Source organism: Helicobacter labetoulli, from assembly GCF_003670275.1.
GTDB classification, from domain to species: Bacteria; Campylobacterota; Campylobacteria; order Campylobacterales; family Helicobacteraceae; genus Helicobacter_C; species Helicobacter_C labetoulli.
In genome coordinates this window covers 22,937-40,588 of sequence record NZ_QXJF01000016.1, presented here as the reverse complement: position 1 = coordinate 40,588, position 17,652 = coordinate 22,937, and the positions used below count along the sequence as shown (strand labels likewise).

Here is a 17,652-nt window from a genome sequence, read left to right as displayed (position 1 = left end):
AGGAGCAATCGTGCAGTTTTTCTACTCTCACAGATTCCACTCTTCATACCATTGCCAAGCTTATTTTAGAATCTGCGAGGGCTTAGACATTACGCCCTTTGAGCTTGTGTATGAAAATGGCGGAGACTTTATGGCAAATCTCCACAATATAAAAAAGCAGTTTCTAGCCCAGCTCAACCCAAAAGAGCCTTTTTGCTTTGTGGGCAACTCTTTAGGGGCATTCTATCTTTGGCAGCTTGTGCTTTTTGCCCATAACCTAGAGATACCAACCCCACAAGCAATGATGCTTTTTAACCCCGTTTTAACGCCTCTAACCCAGCTTGAAAAATACATCAACAAACCTCAAATCAACTCCACCACACAAAAAGAATTTACACTCAACCTAGAATCTTGGCAGAGCTATGCCCACGCTTTGAAGCTCCCTCCGCCAAAGGAAGTTAAAATCTGCGTGTGTATCTCTCAAAATGATGAATTAATCAACCCTAGAATCTCACAAGCCTATTGGCAAAACTACGCACAGATTCTACTCTCACAAAGTGGGCATAGCATAGCTGACTTCAGCCCATACAAAAAGCCACTCCACACCTTGCTTAAAAGAATTTAGATTTCATTCTTTTAATACCCTAGAGTCCATAGTTGATAGAAAATGAGAGTCTTATCATTTTTACAAATGTGAGCAAGAACTTACTAGCATTACCATAGGTGAAATCTAATCTTTATTGACTAAATTTTACTCATACTCAATATGTAGCTTTGTTGTGGATTCTAAATATCTTTAAATTAAATGGATAAAAGCTTATCAAGCTCCTTTTGTAAGTCGTGTTTGGATAAAAGTGAGATTTTGGGGAATTGTGTGCGGTTAAAGGTGGCTTGGCGTTTGGCTAATTGACAGGTGTGAAAAAATAGCTCTTGTTGTAAAGATTGAAGGCTTGTGATTTTGCCCTGTAAAAACGCCACACACTCCTTTGGACCGATGGCATTTAAAGGCAGTATGCCCTCTCCATAAGATTCTAAAACCTCTTTTGTCTCTTCTACAATGCCTTGCTCTATCATCTTTTGGCTTCGCTTTAAAATATCTGCCCTTAGCTCATCTCGTGGCTTGTCTAGGGCAAAAATCTCTATGTGCAAAGGAAAGGGTGTAGGCTTATGCGTGGCAAAATACTCGCTAGGCTTTAATTGCGTAGCTTTATAGAGGCTTAGGGCTTTGTGGATTCTGTATGTATCTTGTGGGGCAATCTTGTTAGCATAGTATGTATCAATGCTATGTAAAAACGCATATTGCTCCTTCAACTCTCCTAGAGATTCTAGCCACCCCTCATAGCCTTGCAGATTTGGCATAGGGCTTAAACCTTCTATAATGCTTTTGAGAAAAAAGCTACTGCCCCCCACAATCAGCAAAGGCGTATTTGGCTTAAGCTGCAAAATACACTCGCACAAAAGCGTAAAAAAAAGCATAGCATTGCTTTTTTCACTTGGGCTTAGCACATCTAGTGCGTGGTAGCACACCTGCGTTTTTTCTAAAATCGTGGGTTTGGCGGAAGCTATATCAAAGCCCTTATAAATCCCCAAAGAATCAAGGCTAAAAATCTCACAGCCCTTTTGCAACGCTACGGAATGGGCAAGGGCAGTTTTACCACTCCCGCTTGAGCCGAGAATGGCAATGATTTTTGGCTTAGAATCTAAGGCTTTGTCTGCGAGAGAATGCAGAGCTTGAGTGAAGCGTAGATGTAAAGATTCTGCATTGGGTGGAGAATCTTGAGTTTTAGAATCTTGCGTGTGTTGTGGCACTTTTTAGACTTTTTGCTTTTTAAACTTGTAACGCATAATACGATTCTAAAAACACCTTATTTGCTTCACCATTAAAGCCCCTTAATCCTAACTTTTGCAAGGCAAGTTCAAAGACATTGACAACCCATAGGCTTTGAGATAGTGGGATAAGCCCCATTTGATTAATCCGCACAATACTCGTCTTTAGCCTATCCTGCCCCCCTGCGACATTGAGATTAAATTCTGTCTTTAGAATCTTGCGTAAATTTGCCGCATTGTTTTCATCATAAATGGTATTCATCGCTAGGGCGGGGGATTTGGGGTAGATTTTTAGCCCGATAGATTCTAGGGCTTTTTGCGTGGATAGGCTTCTAGCCTTTGTGTCTTTGTAGATTTGCTCCATTCCTGTTTTTTGTCCGCCATTTTGGGATACAAGCTCAAAATACTTCGCAAGTCCCGTAATAATTGTCGTTGGCGCTGTCCAAGCAGTTGTGTTTTTGACTTGATTTTTTAGCTCGGTTTTAAGATTAAAATAAAAGCCTACATCGCGTTCTTCAATCTTTTGTATCGCTTGGGGTGATAGCCCGATAATGCTTAAGCCCGGTGGCAGCATAAACGCCTTTTGTGAGCCGCCAATAAGGGCGTCAATATGACTTGTATCAATGGCTTCAACGCCCATTGCCGTAATGGCATCAACCACAATAATAATATTTGGATTATACTCCTTAATCGCCTTAGCTATGGCTTCTGCTGGGTGTCGTAAGCCCCCTGCAGATTCACACATTTGCATACAAAAGCAATCAATGTCTTTATCATTTTGCAAAATCTCAAGCACAGATTCTACACTCGCTGGGGTATCCCACTCGTTTATAATCTCTGTGTATGGAATCTTATGAGCCTTGGCGATTTTACCAAAGCGTTCGCCAAACTTCCCGCTATTGATACTTAACATTTTTTTAGCACTAAAAGTTAGCACACAAGCTTCCATAGCCCCGCTGCCGCTACTTGCAAGCATTAGCACTTCTTTCATTCCTAAAAGCTCTAAAAGCCCTTCTCTTGCTTTAGTAAAAATGCTTTCAAACTCTGGAGTTCTATGGTGGAGTGTAGGCTCACTCATCGCTTGACGCAAAGATTCTGGCACGGGGGTAGGACCGGGTGTAAAAAGTAATGGAGTAGATGGCAACATAGCTTTCCTTTTAACTTTGGGATTTGAAATGATGATTATACCCTTAAAGTTATAATTTATGCTTTATGAGTGGTGAGGCAGCCTTGTAATCACGCTTTGCTTTTGTATTTAGAATCTGTGAAAAATACCGCGGGTGCATTCCGCCATTGGGACGCAAGATAGCGATATTTTCCTTTGTGAAACGCTCCCCCTTAGCAATATCTTTTGTAACCCAAATGCTCCGTGCAAACATTCTTCGCTTTTTGAGTGTGCTTTTAGGCACTTGCGGATTCTTTTTGCCAAGGGCTAGGGCTGTGCTACGCACCTGCTCTACCATTGCGTGAAACTCATCTTTATCCATACTAAAGGCACTATCCACACCACCAAGGCTTTTATCAAGGATAAAATGCTTCTCAATCATACTCGCCCCCAAACTTGTAGCAATAATGGGGCAGAGACTACCAAGCGTATGATCTGAAAGTCCAACTTTGATATTGTATTTTTTGAATCTTTGCTTTAAACCTAGCATCGCTTTGATATTTGCTGAATCTAAGGGGGCGGGATACTCACTTATGCAGTGTAAAAGTGTAATGTCCTTACTCCCATATTTATGGCAGAGAGTAAGGGCAGATTCAATCTCTTTGTCCGTAGCAATGCCTGTGGAAAAAATGATAGGTTTTTTGCTCTTAGCAATAGCAGTGATTAGCTCATAGTGCATAATCTCAAAGCTTGCCACCTTATACATAGGGCATTGCAACGATTCTAAAAACTCAACGCCCTCCACAGAAAAAGGTGAGCTAAACACGATTAATCCTAAACTTCGTGCAAGAGTAAAAAGCTCTTTGTGCCACTCATAGGGAGTTTGGGCTTGTTTGTATAAATCATACAGATAGGTATTATCCCATAATGTCCCACCGCTAATGGCAAAATGCGGATTTTTAGAATCTAGCGTAAGGCAGGAGGGCGTGTAGGTTTGCAGCTTTACACCATCAGCACCACTTTTGGCAATAGCAGTGATTGAATCTTTGGCGATTTGCAAATCCTGCTGATGATTGGCACTTAGCTCGGCAATGATAAGTGGGGATTTCATACACACTCCTTATACATTAAGATGACATTGTGATATGTGCTTTTAGAATTTTTTACTTCGCGTATAAAATCGTGCAAAATCCCCTCTTGTGTATAGCCCATTTTTTTATAAAATGCTATGGCTTGGGCATTATGCTCTAATACTTCAAGGTGCAAGGTATGCAAACCTAGCTCGTTAAAGGCATAAGATTCTAAAAATGTTAGAATCTTAGCTCCCTTATATGAAAGAGTAGAATCCACATTTTTGTAGATTCCAATAAAGGCGTGGCGATGGGTGAGATTTATCCTTGTGAGCGAGCCTACACCGATATATTCATTATCTTCTTGTAAGAGCCAATATCGTTTTGTGTTGTCATTTGCAAGGTTTGCTAGAAAGGCATTGTGAGATTCTTGAGTGATACAAGTCGCATACATCCATTTAGCAATGTCTGGGTGATTTCGCATTTGCAAAACGACTTGGGACTGCGTGGGCGTGAGTGTTAGAAAAGATAGAGCATTAAGCTTTATGTGTGCTAAACTCTGCGTGGTGCTATGAGGCTTAACTAGATTCTTAATAAGCCTTAAGAGAGCGGATTCAAGCTTTGAGCCAAGGTTTAGATTTTTAAGATTTTGCTTTAGAATCTTAGGGGGATTCTCCTGCCAAGATTCTAAGGTGCTAAGGGCGGAGGGCAAATCTTTTGCGTGATAAATCACACCCTTTTTCTCCCACTGCTCTATGTGAAATGATTGATTTTGTACAGTTTGCACAATAATACTTGGGACTTTAAGCCTAAGCAATTCAAGCATACTGCCGCCTCCGGCACTTAGAGCATAATCACAAGTGGAAGCCAAGTGTAAAAACTCGCTAGGCGTGAGATTGTGATACATACTAATGAAATTTTCAAGGGGCTTTGGAATGGCGATTTTATGGGGATAGCCACCGCCTAGCACGAGATGAAAATGACACTGCCCCACAGGCACACTCATAAGTAAATCAGCGAGTAAATCAATAAATCTTTGGGAGAGATTACTCAAATCTACACCGCCAAAATTCACGAAGATTTGCTTATTTTGATTGTGGGCTGTGGGCTTGGAATCTTGTGCAGATTCTAATGGTTTAGATTCTATATGTTGGGGCAAAATCATATATTCTTCCCCACACCACAAGTGAGAATACCCCTTAAAATACGACTTAGAATCTGGCGTGGGATTGAGAATGTAGCAATCATTTGGATACACATCACGCAAAGTATCATCAAGGCAAATAAGGGCTTGGCTATGCTGAATTAAACGATGATAAAACCACTCTTGTGCCTCATAGCTATCCACAATGGCAAGTTCAAGCATTTCAGGTTGAGTGGATAACCACTCGTAATTTTTGCATATAAGCTCAATATGCGAAGGTGGAGAATCTAGCAGAGTATGCAAAGGTGGTGGGGTGTAATCGCCGCGATTATGCAAAGTGATGGCGTGGATATAAGGGAGCTTTGTCAATTTTACAAATATGGCGATGAGTTTTAAAGAGCGGTAGAAATGCCCTAGCCCATAGCCCTCCCCACTCTCGCAAAAAATATCAATACGCATTTTATACCTTTGAGATTTATTTTACATAAGATTTTAAGGGTGAGAGTAGCAAAGTTAATTCCATAATTCATTCCAAAATTATATAGGGCTAGAATCTAGCTAGATTCTAAGGCGTGGAGCTGACTTTAAGATTTTGGTATTGATGAATTTGTGTGGCTTGTGGGGATTGAGCGTATTTTATAGGGCAGAGTTGCAGTAGGCTTGGAAATATTGTTTTTCAATGTCATAAAGCTCATAGCGAATCTGCTTAAAAGTGTGAGTGTCGCCTAGATGTGGAGCAAGTTTGGCATATTCCTCCAAAACACGAGCGGATTCTTGAGCGCGTTTAAAATTAGCCATAACAAGGGCGTTGAGATTTTCTCTTAACAGCTCATCTTTGCTGCTTTGTTTAGCAACATCGCCTTGAATATCTCTATAATCAAGTAAGTCTAGTGAAGTGGTGGATTTAAGTCTATGCCGCAGTGTTTTGCACAAGGAAGAGAGTGTTTTATCATTATGAAAGTAGCGGAGCGTATCCTCTATAACGCGGATACCCTCCCTCAAACGATTGAGATTAGCATCTATAACCCTGCCAACCTCCATTTATTCCCCTTAGTCTCTGTTTGATAGACCGATAAGGGCAAGTAGATTCATAAAAATATTGTAGAAATCAAGATAGAGGCTAATTGCCGCATCTACCGGACTTGTGTAAAGCCCACGGATAATATTTTGTGTATCATACGCCACATACATACTAAAGAGAATAACCGCCGCACTTGAAATCAACACTTGAAACATAGAGCTTCCAAGGAAAAGATTCACAAGCGAGCAAACAAATACAACAATCAAAGTGATAAAAAGCATTTTGCCCATACTTGCCAAGTCTTTTCTTGTCCTAATGCCAAAAATACTCATCACACCAAAAACAATTGTCGTCATTGCAAATGCCATAGCCACAGCTCCAGCTCCTGCTTTTGCCGCTACCATAGCCACAAGTGGTGTAGCCACCAAACCTGTAAGTGTTGTGAAAACAAAAAGCATTGCAATATTTAGCCCGGGCTTTGAGCGAGAAAACATAAGCCCAAAAAGAGCTGCGATCTCAGCCACAAAGAGAATCATACGATTTTCAAAAACAAGTTGAAGATTGTAAAAGCCAATCATCGCACCAATAAAGGCAAAAAATAAACTCGCACCAAAGAAAATATAAGTCGTTTTGACAAATTTCACAAGAGCAGTATCCTGTGCCGCTGCATATTCCGCAGTTGCATTGACATTGTTTGTATAATTTCTATCATAAAGTCCCATTTTTATCTCCTTTTTTTAAGATAGAGTGGAATGATACCACATTTTGCTAACAAGGCAAAATTCTCCATTATTACAAAATTGCCACAAGCCCATATTTGCTTAAGAATGGGCTTTGAGAAGCAAGATTCTAATCTTTAAAGAGCTTAGAATCTGGATAGACAAACTTTGTAGGACGCTCAACTTGAATACTTTCTTTTGCGTCTGTGGCATACGCACGGATAGTAATATCATAATTCCCCTGCCCTAGATTCTCTCTTGTGCGGATTGTAACTATCTGCTTGACTTTCTTTCCAGCCTTGACATTAAAGGGAGCTTTTGGCGAGATAATCTCTAAGGACTTAGCGATATCTCCGCCCTTGTTATCAAGGATTTCAAAATACATTTGGTGATCAGCAGAATCCGTGTTGTGGAAAAGCATTGTGTAGTGATTATCCACAATGTGATTCTTTTTAATCTCATACAGCTCGGTGGTGCGGTTAATATCAAGGAGCATACTCTCTTTTTTGCTTCCTACAAAAAGCAATAGCACAAACACAAGAGCTAAAATCACCATATAGCCGATAGTTTTAAACCTAAATACACGCACTTTGCCATTATTATCTAATGATGCGGAGGACTTCCACATTACAAGCGAAGGGCGATTGAGTTTGCCCATTACAGATTCACACGCATCGGCACATTCAAGGCAGTTAATACACTCTAGCTGCATACCTTTTCTAATATCAATATGCGTTGGACACACACGCACACACGCATTACAATTGGTGCATTCATTGTTTGGATCTTGTTTCTTAGGAGCAAGCTCAAACTTCATTCCCTTTGCGTCATACACTGCTCCACCGCGTTTATAGTCATACACCGCCGTAATCGTGTCATCATCAAAAAGCACACTTTGAATCCGGCAATACGGACACATATAAATACAAAAATTTTCCTGTATAAAAGCAATATCAAGAATGAAAAATAGCCCAAAACCAAGCCAGAATCCAAGCAAGATTCTATGATTTAATGGATCGCTCATATAGGCGAAAAAATCACTTGGAGGCGTAAAAAAGAACATCAAATTTGCCGCTGCTACAAGACATAGCACAGAGATAATTAAAAACGCCAAAACAGCCTTAATCTTTGCCCCAAAGGTGCTTAAGTCCATTTTTTCTTGCTTATTTGAGATTCTTTTTCGCAAACCAAAAATCTTTGTCTGCAACAAATCCCTATACAAAATGCGGAAAATCGTCTGCGGACAAGCCCACCCGCACCATATACGCCCCGCAAGTGTCGTCATAAAAAAGATTCCAACAAACATAAGAATCAGCAAAAATGGCATTAAATACAGCTCCTGCATATCAAACACAACACCCATCAAATGAAGCTGCTTATGGTCAAAAGAGAGCAAGAAAAGCTGATTACCATTGATTTGGATAAAAGGAAACACAAGAAGTGCTAAAGTCGCTATGGCATAGACAATATATCGCTTTTTACGATAAGAGTGGGTGTTGTTTTGCATATATTCCTCCTTCAAAATACATCTTTGTTGTTGAATCTCGCATTGTATAACTTTTTTGACTTAAATTAAATTAAAAGCAACATTTTTTTGTAAATTCTCTTAAGAAATTGAAGAAACAAGCTTTTACATTAAAATCTTTAGACTTAATAATATTGTTTAGTTAGCCAACTCCACACTTCCCCATATATGATCAACAAGAAACCAATTCTTTAGGGCTAAAAATTGTTTTGGTGAAAATCGCGATGAATCATTTAAATATTCCTTTGGCATAATGACTATTTTATTTGGATTTTCCATTAGATATGCCGCCCACCAGCTAAATGTTGAATTAGCTATAATAGCATTCTGGCAAGACCGCATAAGCTCCATTTCTTCAACAGCATTACCTTCTGTATTACCCTCTATGAAGTCTATCGTGCAACCACTAAAATCCACATACCGCATTAAATATTCTTTACACCAACGCATATCATTGCTGAAAATAAAAATGTGTGGGTTTGTGATTTTTGATTTGAGAATCTCTAAGGCTTTTTGATAGTATGTTACACCAAGCATAACATAAAGCCCTTCGCTTTGCAGGTAATCCCCTCTTCTTATATGTAAAAACACACTTTTATTTGTGTTTTGAATTTGTTTTTTAAGCATAGCATTATCGTGGTGAAGTGGAGTTGTTAATCTAAAATCATCTTTAAGCAGAGCATACACATCATTACTATACACAAAGGACATATTTATACCATACGGAAAAGCGTAGGGCTTAAACGAACCCTCTCTATAATACTTCATTATGTGATCATCAACTATCCCCTCCTCGCCCCAAACAATATGTGCATAAAGCTCATAAAAAGGTCTATAACTCGCCCTCCTCCTAATTAGCCTAATTGCCTCGTAGCGTAGTTTATTGTAAATGAATTTAAAAGGGAACAACATATCGTGTCTAGTAAGGTATTTTGCAATTTGATTAGAATCTTGGCATAAAGGAATGCTGAGATTAAAATGCTTAATCTCTAAAAGACGAATATTTTTACCCCCCCCCCGCTAGAATCATAACCTGTCGCATCAAGTATAAGTTCATAGCCTTTTTGTTCCATTGCCTTAGCAAAAGCATAACAAAACATTTGATTCCCCAATCCACCAACCATTTTTACAATCATTTTGCATTTCCTTCAAATACTTTCAAATTCTGCAAAGTATATCACAACATTGACTACACAAATGCTATTTTATGCTAGAATCCACGCTATTATTCACAATCACAAGGACACACAATGCTACAAACAATCAATCTTTCAATGCGTTACGCGACAAAAAAGCTCTTTGAAAATGTCAATATCAAGCTAGATTCTGGCAAACGCTATGGGCTTATCGGGGCAAATGGTGCGGGGAAATCCACCTTTTTAAAAATCCTAAGTGGGCAGTATGAGGCAAGCAGTGGCGAAGTGGTGATAGAGAAGGGCTTAAAAATGGGCGTTTTAGGGCAGGATCAATACGCCTTTGAAGAGCTAAGTCTAAAAGATGCGGTGCTACTAGGCAATAAGCGATTATATGATGCCATAAAACGCAAGGAATATCTCTATGAAAATGGCGATTTGAGCGATGATACAATCAATGCCGAGCTAGGTGAGCTAGAGATGATTTGTGCTGAAGAAGATCCGATGTATGAATGCGAAGTGGTGATTGAAAAAATCTTAGAGGATTTAGGCTTTGAATCTAGCACACATAATGAATTGATGAAAACCCTAACCGGTGGGGATAAGTTTAAGATTCTGCTTGCTCAAGTGCTTTTTCCAAAGCCTGATATTTTGCTTTTAGATGAGCCGACAAACAACCTTGACTTGCACTCTATCGCGTGGCTTGAAGATAATCTCAAACGCCACGAAGGCACACTTGTAGTCATCAGCCACGATAGGCATTTTCTCAACAGCGTCTGCACGCATATTTTAGATATGGATTTTGGCTATGTGCGGGAGTTTAGCGGGAATTATGATGATTGGTATATTGCCTCAACGCTTATTGCCAAGCAGCAAGAAATGGAGCGAAACAAAAAGCTTAAAGAAAAAGAGGAGCTAGAATCCTTTATCGCGCGTTTTTCAGCTAATGCGAGTAAAGCCCGTCAAGCCACAAGCCGCCAAAAGCAGCTTGAAAAGCTTAATATTGAATCTCTAGCGGTTAGCTCTAGGCGAGATCCTAGTATAGTCTTTAAGCCCAATCGTGTGATTGGCAACGAAGCCCTAGAATGTGAAAATATCTCAAAAAGCTATGGGGATCTCTGTGTGCTACAAAATGTGAGTTTGAAAATTTTGCCCGGAGATAAAATCGCTATCATCGGGGCAAATGGTGTGGGTAAAAGCACTTTATGTAGGATTTTAGTTGAAGAGTTAAAAGCGGATTCTGGGCTAGTCAAGTGGGGGGCGACAACACAAAGGGGCTACTTCCCACAAAATGTAAGCGAAGAGATAAGTGGGGAAGAGAGCCTGTATGAATGGCTAAGGGGCTTTGATAAGAAAAAAGAAAGTGGCGAGATACGCAACGCACTAGGGCGAATGCTCTTTAGCGGTGAAGAGCAAGAAAAGCCCATAAACGCCCTAAGCGGTGGGGAAAAGCACAGAATGGTGCTAAGTAAGCTTATGCTAGAAGGGGGGAATTTCTTAGTCCTTGATGAGCCTACAAACCACCTTGATTTAGAATCTATTATCGCACTTGGCGAGGCGTTGTATAAATTTAGCGGAAATGTGATTTGTGTAAGCCACGATAGGGAGCTCATTGATGCTTATGCCAATAGAATCATTGAGCTAAAAGCGGATTCTAGCGGTGGTGGAGCAGAAATCATAGACTTCCGCGGCAGCTATGAGGAATATTTAGTATCTAAAGACAACTAGTCAAACACAATCTCTTGATAGAATCTTTTGTCAAAAACCACAGGCTTTGGGTAAAAGATTCTACACCACCACGCCGCATAAAAGTACAAAGGGCAGGTATTCTTTTTCATAGAGATGATAGATATTTTCTTTAGATGTATTGATACTAGGGCGTAAGTCAAGGGTTGTTATTCAATACCTTACTAAACTCTTTAGCAATATGATAACTCATTAAAGGTGGCACTGCATTGCCAATTTGTGCGTAAGCTGCCCCATTACTGCCACAAAAAATAAAATCATCTTCAAAGCTTTGAATCCTAGCACACTCCCTTACGCTCAATCGCCTATGCAAATTAGGGTGAGGGTGGATAACTGCCCCACCACCTCTACTGCCCCTGCCTGTAATAGTTGGGGCTGGCTTATCCCACGCTAAGATTCTATTACCCACATAGCCATTAATATTTATCTTATGCTTACTTCCTGTGTGATTAGCAATATTTTCATCATAATCTAAAGGCAAATCAAAAATCGCCTCCCTTAGCGTTTTTGGTGTTTTGACAATAGGTTTTGGAAACTCTACTTCTTGCTTTATATCAAGTCTTTGCCCGATGATAATAACTCTTTTGCGATTTTGTGCCACACCATAATCACTTGCATTTAAAATAGTATGTTTTAAGATGTAACCGCATTTTTCAAAAGTAGGCAATATTTCATTATAAAAATGCTCCCTAAAAGCTTCTCCACTTTGAATCCCTGCAACATTTTCTACTAAAAAATATTTTGGACTTTTGGCTTTCAGCACTCTTGCATATTCTAAATACAACTTATTGTAATGCGAGTTAAGATTGCGATTTTTACCATTTGCAATGGTAAAACCAAGACAAGGAAACCCACCTATTAAAATATCAGCATTTGGAATCTTATCTGTCTCAAGCGTATAAATATCTTGACATAAAATGTGATTGCCTATATTTTTTTGATAGCTTTCACACGCCTCCTTATCAATATCATTGGCAAAAACAATCTCAAAACCTGCCTGAATAAAACCTAAATCAAGCCCACCACAACCAGAAAAAAGGCTAATCACTTTGACTTTATTCACCTATATGCCTTTATATTGTGCTTCAAATTGTTTAAAAAGTGATTCTAGATTCTGCAAAGCCTTGTTTTTAGAATCCTTATCGCCATTAAAATATCTCACATAGCTTTCGTGCAACAAATAATCAAACTCATCAATAAGCCTCATCACACTTGAATTAAGATAAGAAAAATCAAGGCTTAAAGACATAGAGCATTTGTGTATTAAAATATCCCTATCAATGCGTAATGAATTACCCTCATAGCGATTCACAATACTTAAAAACTTATTTTTATCTTCACTTAAACTATGGAACAAATCTATAAGTTCTTTACCACTTAAAAAATAAAGTTGCATTCTTGTGTCATCTTTAATACTTAATAGCAAATCATCAGCATAAATAAATTCTGCCATTTTATTAAATTTCTCCCTAAAAAGCTCATAGCTTGAAAGTGTCTCAATAAGTGTAAGTAATTTTAAAAATTGCGGTTTGCTTCCTACTCCAGCACCATCGCTTGAAGTGCGTTCGCTTAAATAATTATCCACTTTTAAAGAATCAAAAAGCACCTTTTTTTCAAAACTGCCCATATTGATTTCCTTATTTTTTGCGATTAGTGTCTTAATAGAAAAAGAGTATCCATTTGCAAAAATCACATCAGCCTTTTCTCTGCGATTTGATGCTATATTGTCTTTAACATTGACAAAATAATCACTCACTTCATAACTTAGATTCTTCCTTTGCTTTGTGTCTGCAACCTGTGCATCAAACAAAATCGCTAACAAGTCCTCAAACACTCTAGCACTGGTCTTTCGTTTTGCCACTTCATTTGAGCTAATAAAATGATAAAGATAATTGTAAATATAAAGTGTGTTAAATGTATGTTTATTTTCTTGTAAATACACAAAAAAGCGATAAATATCTGCAATAGATTTTTATTTCCTTCAAAATTCCACATTGACACAAATAACCGCTTATAAACTCAATAGTTTTTAATTCTTTTAACATAGAATCTCCTTAAAGTTTTCATATCCAAATGACATCGTATTGTAACAAGCTACTTTAAACTAGAATACATAAGCCCAAAGTCCCTAGAAACGCTTGAAAAAACACTCCTTAGTCAAAAAGAAAAGACAATCCAACTCAATGAGATTTTGCAAAATCTATAAGACATTTTTACCACTCATTATGCCACTTATGCCCTACACTTTTTAACTCCCCATTTTTATCTCCCACATTTTTTGCTCCCTTAGATTCTAACGCCACTACAACGCAAAATATACTTAAGAATCCTGCATATCATTCCACGCTAAAAACCAAAAATAGGCTTAATTTTTGACTTGATTCGCTATGTGTTACCACAAAATGCTATACTCCCGCCTATGAATATACACACCACTCAAATAAGCCACGAGCTTATACAAAGCATTGCTAGTGTCTCTCTCTCGCTCTTTAGAAAGAACTTTTTTGGAATCTTCCACGGAGCCATTTCTGCACGAGTGAGTAAAAACCGCTTCCTTATCAACAAGCAACACGCCATTTTTGATAATCTCAACACAGATTCTATGATTATGCTCTATCAAAAGCAAGATTATCGCTGGAATGAAGCAAGTCTGCACGCTCCCATTCACGCTGCGATTTATGAGGGATTTTCTGAAGCAAAGTTCATCGCTTATGCGATGCCACCTTACCTTGTGTCTTACTCGCTTAAATACGACAAGCTTGAGCCTAAGGATTATTTTGGGTATAAATTTTTAGCTCCAAGTATTGATATTTTTGACCCTAAAGATTATGAAAGCTGGGCGGAGCGTGCCGATACGGATATACCGAGATATTTTAAGGAGCATTCGCATAGCTTTATGCTGATTAAGGGCTATGGCGTGTATGTCTATGCGCGAGATTTGCATACATTAGCCAAAATTATTGCCTTGATTGAAAATTCTTGTAAGATTCTGCATTACAACGCTGATTTGGGCGAGGTGTTTCAAACAAGCCCAAAATATGACATCTAAGGGATAAACGATGAAAGCCTTTGCTTCAAGTACTTTAAAGATATTTTATAAACTTTGTGAGATTCCGCATTGTAGCTTTCACACGCAGGATATGTTCTCTTTCCTTTGCTCACATCTAGAATCTTACGGCTACACATTGAGTGTAGATTCTGCTTTTAATATTTACGCCAAAAAGGGCAAACCTAGAATCTGCTTGCAAGGGCATTATGATATGGTGTGTGTTGGGGATTCTACCAAACACAAGGGTGTTACACCTATACAAAAAGATGACTTTTTATATGCTAAAGATTCTAGTCTTGGTGCGGATAATGGCATAGCTTTGGCGTGTATGTTAGCCCTGCGAGAATCTAATATTGAGCTACTTTTCACAAACGATGAAGAAGTAGGAATGATAGGGGCAAATAATCTTAGCCTAAAAATAGAATCTCCTTTGCTTTTAAACCTTGATAGCGAGGATATACACGAGATTGTGCTAGGCTGTGCTGGGGGCGTGGATATAGAATGCAGTGTAAATCTTAATGCCTTTTTGCACCCCTTAGATTCTATTTTGCCCTCCTATCCTTATATATACAAAATCACAAGTTCGGGCTTTTTGGGTGGGCATTCGGGGATTGAGATTCACAAAAATAAGGAGAATGCTTTAAGCGAGTTTGGATTCTTTTTATCAACGATTGAAGCTTATATCATCACACTTAATGGCGGGGAGAAACGCAACTCCATACCCGTGGGGCTAGAGGCGATTATTATATGTGATAAAAAGCTAGATTCTATCTTTTATACGCCAAATGGAGCTTGTTTTCATTGTGAGATTCTAGAATCTAGCAATGAAAACAACGCCTATCATAAAGAGGCGATTGTCCCCTTGCTTTGTGGAATCCATAGTGGTGTGTATGCTGGAGATAAACAAGGTGTGCTTTGCTCTTTAAATCTCTCACTCATCGCACAAAAACAAGATAAGCTAGAGATAATCCTAATGGCTCGGGCAAATACTCAAGCCCTGCTTGAGCGGACAATCAAGCGTTTGGAAGTAATGCTACCCCATCTTAATCCACATTGCTCTATGAAAACAAGCGGTTATTACGCTCCTTGGGAAAGGAGTATGCCACAAACGCACAAGGCTTTAGAGCTTTTAAACACGCTGTATGCTCGGCATAATATCACACCTCATCACACTCAAATCCACGCAGGGCTAGAATGCGGGATTCTAAAAAGGCAGATTTTAGCCCACTCAAATATCAAAGACTTTGAGATTCTATCCATTGGTCCTACTATTCACGCCCCACATAGTCGCAATGAATGCCTTGATTTAAAAGATTTTGAGATTTTTTGCGATATTTTGGAAGACTTTATCACAATGTATAAGGACGCATAAATGCAACACATCAAAGCTGGAATCATCGGCATTAGCGGATACACGGGGCTAGAACTTGCTAAAATTTTATTCAACCACCCTGTATTTAAACTTAGCTACTTTGCTAACACACAGGGAGAAAGCACCTTAGAACACACTCATACTATGCTAGATTCACTCCCCTTATCTCATCTTCCTATTCATAAGGCAAATGCACAAGAAGCTTTGGACTGCGAGATGCTATTTCTCGCTTTGCCGCATAAAAGTGCTATGGCGATGACACAAGAGATTCTCACATTAAGCAAGGCAAAAAGCAAACCTATTAAAATCGTAGATTTATCCGCTGATTACCGCTTGAGTGCGGAAAACTATGAGGCAAACTACTGCACTCATATTGATAAAGAGAATCTCAAACACGCCATCTATGGATTAGTAGAATACAACCGCCAATATATACGCAATGCCACACTTGTGGCAAATCCGGGCTGCTACCCCACCGCCACACTTTTGGGATTATTGCCTTTTGTGAGCTATTTGCAAGATTCAAATCCTGTATTTATTGATGCTAAAAGTGGTGTGAGTGGGGCAGGGAAAACTTTGAGCGAAAATACACATTTTTCACACATTAATGAGAATCTTTTTGCCTACTCGCCACTACACCATCGCCACCAAATAGAAATTGCCGAAAAATGCGTTACACTCGGGCAAAAAGAGCTAGACATTCATTTTGTCCCACACTTAAGCCCCATCACTCGCGGTATGCTAGTGAGTATTTTTGCGACTTTAAAAACCCCTTTAAGCACAAAAGAGGTAAGGGGGATTTTAGATTCTATATATGGGAGCGAATCCTTTGTGCGTGTGAGAGAAACGCCTGTGAAAATGAGCAGTGTTATAGGGAGTAATTTTTGCGATATTTTTGTTACTTGCAAAAATAATGGAATCTTCATTAACACCGCTATTGACAACCTACTGCGTGGAGCAAGCTCTCAAGCGGTGCTTAATGCAAATATTATGTGCGGATTAGATGAAACTTTAGGAATCCCGCAAATCCCCTATGGACTATTTTAGCAAAGCGATGAGAGAGGCAAAATCATTTTGGGAGAATGCCCCACAGATACATAAAGATGCGGTTTTTATCGCAGATTCACATTTTATGCCCTTGCACTTACAGCCTTTGCCAAAACAGGGTGAAATTGCCTCAAAAGCCTTGCTTGATTATTTTGCGACACTTTTGCAAAATCCCGCCCAAATGCCCAGCCAAATTTTTCTTATGGGTGATATTGCACATTTACTTTTAGGCGGGGTAGAATCTAGCCTTAAAGCACACAATGAGCTTTTAGATTCTGCGCAAAAACTTTCAGTATATAGCCAAATATGGTGGTTTGAGGGCAATCACGACTTTGGATTAAGCCATTTGCAAAAAAACACAGCTTTTGCCAAAATCCACTTTGTCCCTCGCTCACAGCAACCTCTTGCTTTCTGTTATATTGATGAAAACACTTCACACCTAGAATCTCACGAAGAGTCTAATATGTTTAAATCTAAAAATGTCCTACTCGCTCACGGGGATTTGTTTTTGAATACAAAATATGAGCTATACATCACGCTAATGCAAACAAAAATAATGCGTTTGTTTTTGACTTTGCTTGATTATGTAACTTTTGGTAATCTCTACACTTCTATTGCAAAAAAAGTAAATCATAACGCGATTAGACAAGGCAAAGCAGAGATTGAGAGCTTTGCTACAAGGCGGATTTTTGCCTACAACGCCTATCTGCAAAATGCAATCAAAAAAGCTCAAGCCCTTAAGGGGGAACAAATAGATATGATTATAGAGGGGCATTTTCACATCGGCAAAGCATATAAAGGAGATAGTTTGTATATCTCCTTGCCTTCATTTTATCTTACTAGAAGTATTTTTAGTATAGAATCCGCAACCTTTAATCAACCCAAATCTACAAAGGAGAGCTATTGAAGACAGAT

At 39.0% G+C, this 17,652-nt stretch carries 17 protein-coding genes; 6 read left to right on the top strand and 11 right to left on the bottom strand.

Features of this window, described 5'->3' with window-relative positions; genetic code table 11:
* Positions 1-10 precede the first annotated feature (10 nt).
* Positions 11-604, top strand: coding sequence for a YqiA/YcfP family alpha/beta fold hydrolase (locus EBF12_RS08880; RefSeq protein WP_121727331.1), 594 nt, complete (start codon positions 11-13; stop codon positions 602-604).
* A gap of 176 nt (positions 605-780) precedes the next feature.
* Here EBF12_RS08880 and miaA read toward each other — a convergent pair whose 3' ends face one another.
* The 9 genes from miaA to EBF12_RS11300 all read right to left on the bottom strand — a co-directional run bounded on the left by miaA (position 781) and on the right by EBF12_RS11300 (position 9,526).
* The gene (miaA, locus tag EBF12_RS08875) at positions 781-1,788 is read right to left on the bottom strand and encodes a tRNA (adenosine(37)-N6)-dimethylallyltransferase MiaA (protein ID WP_121727330.1); all 1,008 of its coding nucleotides are present in this window, start codon (positions 1,786-1,788) and stop codon (positions 781-783) included.
* 19 nt (positions 1,789-1,807) lie between these two features.
* A complete protein-coding gene (locus EBF12_RS08870) occupies positions 1,808-2,953 on the bottom strand; it encodes a pyridoxal-phosphate-dependent aminotransferase family protein (RefSeq protein WP_121727329.1) in 1,146 nt (381 codons plus the stop codon).
* A gap of 49 nt (positions 2,954-3,002) precedes the next feature.
* Positions 3,003-4,022 carry a pseudaminic acid synthase gene (gene pseI, locus EBF12_RS08865; protein WP_121727328.1) on the bottom strand — a complete coding sequence of 340 codons (1,020 nt, stop codon included), beginning with the start codon at positions 4,020-4,022 and terminating at the stop codon, positions 3,003-3,005.
* Entirely contained in the window at positions 4,019-5,584 is a 1,566-nt protein-coding gene (gene pseH / locus EBF12_RS08860) for a UDP-4-amino-4,6-dideoxy-N-acetyl-beta-L-altrosamine N-acetyltransferase (protein WP_121727327.1), read from the bottom strand. The genes pseI and pseH overlap by 4 nt, the downstream gene beginning before the upstream one ends.
* Positions 5,585-5,761: 177 nt before the next feature.
* Positions 5,762-6,166, bottom strand: coding sequence for a thiamine-phosphate pyrophosphorylase (locus EBF12_RS08855; protein WP_121727326.1), 405 nt, complete (start codon positions 6,164-6,166; stop codon positions 5,762-5,764).
* Between the two features lie 9 nt (positions 6,167-6,175).
* Positions 6,176-6,868: a Bax inhibitor-1/YccA family protein gene (locus EBF12_RS08850; RefSeq protein WP_121727325.1), complete on the bottom strand. Its 693-nt coding sequence runs from the start codon at positions 6,866-6,868 to the stop codon at positions 6,176-6,178.
* 127 nt (positions 6,869-6,995) lie between these two features.
* Positions 6,996-8,372, bottom strand: a complete 1,377-nt coding sequence (ccoG, locus tag EBF12_RS08845; RefSeq protein WP_121727324.1) for a cytochrome c oxidase accessory protein CcoG — start codon at positions 8,370-8,372, stop codon at positions 6,996-6,998.
* 156 nt (positions 8,373-8,528) lie between these two features.
* Positions 8,529-9,158: an alpha-1,2-fucosyltransferase gene (locus EBF12_RS08840; protein ID WP_121727323.1), complete on the bottom strand. Its 630-nt coding sequence runs from the start codon at positions 9,156-9,158 to the stop codon at positions 8,529-8,531.
* Between the two features lie 221 nt (positions 9,159-9,379).
* Positions 9,380-9,526 carry a hypothetical protein gene (locus EBF12_RS11300; RefSeq protein WP_167444800.1) on the bottom strand — a complete coding sequence of 49 codons (147 nt, stop codon included), beginning with the start codon at positions 9,524-9,526 and terminating at the stop codon, positions 9,380-9,382.
* A 114-nt stretch (positions 9,527-9,640) separates the two neighbouring features.
* On the opposite strand from EBF12_RS11300, the gene EBF12_RS08835 reads away from it, so the two are divergent.
* Positions 9,641-11,251: an ABC-F family ATP-binding cassette domain-containing protein gene (locus tag EBF12_RS08835; RefSeq protein WP_121727322.1), complete on the top strand. Its 1,611-nt coding sequence runs from the start codon at positions 9,641-9,643 to the stop codon at positions 11,249-11,251.
* Positions 11,252-11,408: 157 nt separating this feature from the next.
* Here the strand turns inward: EBF12_RS08835 and EBF12_RS08830 are convergent, their stop codons facing one another.
* Together EBF12_RS08830 and EBF12_RS08825 are read right to left on the bottom strand one after the other, a co-directional pair.
* Positions 11,409-12,332, bottom strand: coding sequence for a DNA cytosine methyltransferase (locus tag EBF12_RS08830; protein ID WP_121727321.1), 924 nt, complete (start codon positions 12,330-12,332; stop codon positions 11,409-11,411).
* Positions 12,333-13,211 carry a hypothetical protein gene (locus EBF12_RS08825; protein WP_244196485.1) on the bottom strand — a complete coding sequence of 293 codons (879 nt, stop codon included), beginning with the start codon at positions 13,209-13,211 and terminating at the stop codon, positions 12,333-12,335.
* Positions 13,212-13,688: 477 nt separating this feature from the next.
* Between EBF12_RS08825 and EBF12_RS08815 the strand changes: the two genes are divergently transcribed.
* Genes EBF12_RS08815 through EBF12_RS08800 form a run of 4 tightly spaced genes read left to right on the top strand, consistent with a single transcriptional unit; the run spans position 13,689 to position 17,644 of the window.
* Positions 13,689-14,318 (top strand): class II aldolase and adducin N-terminal domain-containing protein, encoded by a 630-nt coding sequence (locus EBF12_RS08815; protein WP_121727340.1) that lies wholly within the window; start codon positions 13,689-13,691, stop codon positions 14,316-14,318.
* Between the two features lie 10 nt (positions 14,319-14,328).
* Entirely contained in the window at positions 14,329-15,690 is a 1,362-nt protein-coding gene (locus EBF12_RS08810) for a M20/M25/M40 family metallo-hydrolase (protein WP_121727320.1), read from the top strand.
* Positions 15,691-16,737 carry an N-acetyl-gamma-glutamyl-phosphate reductase gene (gene argC, locus EBF12_RS08805; RefSeq protein WP_121727319.1) on the top strand — a complete coding sequence of 349 codons (1,047 nt, stop codon included), beginning with the start codon at positions 15,691-15,693 and terminating at the stop codon, positions 16,735-16,737. It begins immediately after the preceding gene.
* A 7-nt stretch (positions 16,738-16,744) separates the two neighbouring features.
* On the top strand, positions 16,745-17,644 hold the full coding sequence (locus EBF12_RS08800) for a metallophosphoesterase (protein ID WP_121727339.1): 900 nt from the start codon (positions 16,745-16,747) through the stop codon (positions 17,642-17,644).
* The last annotated feature ends 8 nt before the right edge of the window (positions 17,645-17,652 follow it).

What these genes read in the sequence shown, in the direction of transcription:
- EBF12_RS08870 (WP_121727329.1), bottom strand. Translation starts at nt 2,953, where the DNA reads ATGTTGCCATCTACTCCATTACTTTTTACACCCGGTCCTACCCCCGTG.
- pseI (WP_121727328.1), bottom strand. Translation starts at nt 4,022, where the DNA reads ATGAAATCCCCACTTATCATTGCCGAGCTAAGTGCCAATCATCAGCAG.
- pseH (WP_121727327.1), bottom strand. Translation starts at nt 5,584, where the DNA reads ATGCGTATTGATATTTTTTGCGAGAGTGGGGAGGGCTATGGGCTAGGG.
- EBF12_RS08855 (WP_121727326.1), bottom strand. Translation starts at nt 6,166, where the DNA reads ATGGAGGTTGGCAGGGTTATAGATGCTAATCTCAATCGTTTGAGGGAG.
- EBF12_RS08850 (WP_121727325.1), bottom strand. Translation starts at nt 6,868, where the DNA reads ATGGGACTTTATGATAGAAATTATACAAACAATGTCAATGCAACTGCG.
- ccoG (WP_121727324.1), bottom strand. Translation starts at nt 8,372, where the DNA reads ATGCAAAACAACACCCACTCTTATCGTAAAAAGCGATATATTGTCTAT.
- EBF12_RS08840 (WP_121727323.1), bottom strand. Translation starts at nt 9,158, where the DNA reads ATGAAGTATTATAGAGAGGGTTCGTTTAAGCCCTACGCTTTTCCGTAT.
- EBF12_RS11300 (WP_167444800.1), bottom strand. Translation starts at nt 9,526, where the DNA reads ATGATTGTAAAAATGGTTGGTGGATTGGGGAATCAAATGTTTTGTTAT.
- EBF12_RS08835 (WP_121727322.1), top strand. Translation starts at nt 9,641, where the DNA reads ATGCTACAAACAATCAATCTTTCAATGCGTTACGCGACAAAAAAGCTC.
- EBF12_RS08815 (WP_121727340.1), top strand. Translation starts at nt 13,689, where the DNA reads ATGAATATACACACCACTCAAATAAGCCACGAGCTTATACAAAGCATT.
- EBF12_RS08810 (WP_121727320.1), top strand. Translation starts at nt 14,329, where the DNA reads ATGAAAGCCTTTGCTTCAAGTACTTTAAAGATATTTTATAAACTTTGT.
- argC (WP_121727319.1), top strand. Translation starts at nt 15,691, where the DNA reads ATGCAACACATCAAAGCTGGAATCATCGGCATTAGCGGATACACGGGG.
- EBF12_RS08800 (WP_121727339.1), top strand. Translation starts at nt 16,745, where the DNA reads ATGAGAGAGGCAAAATCATTTTGGGAGAATGCCCCACAGATACATAAA.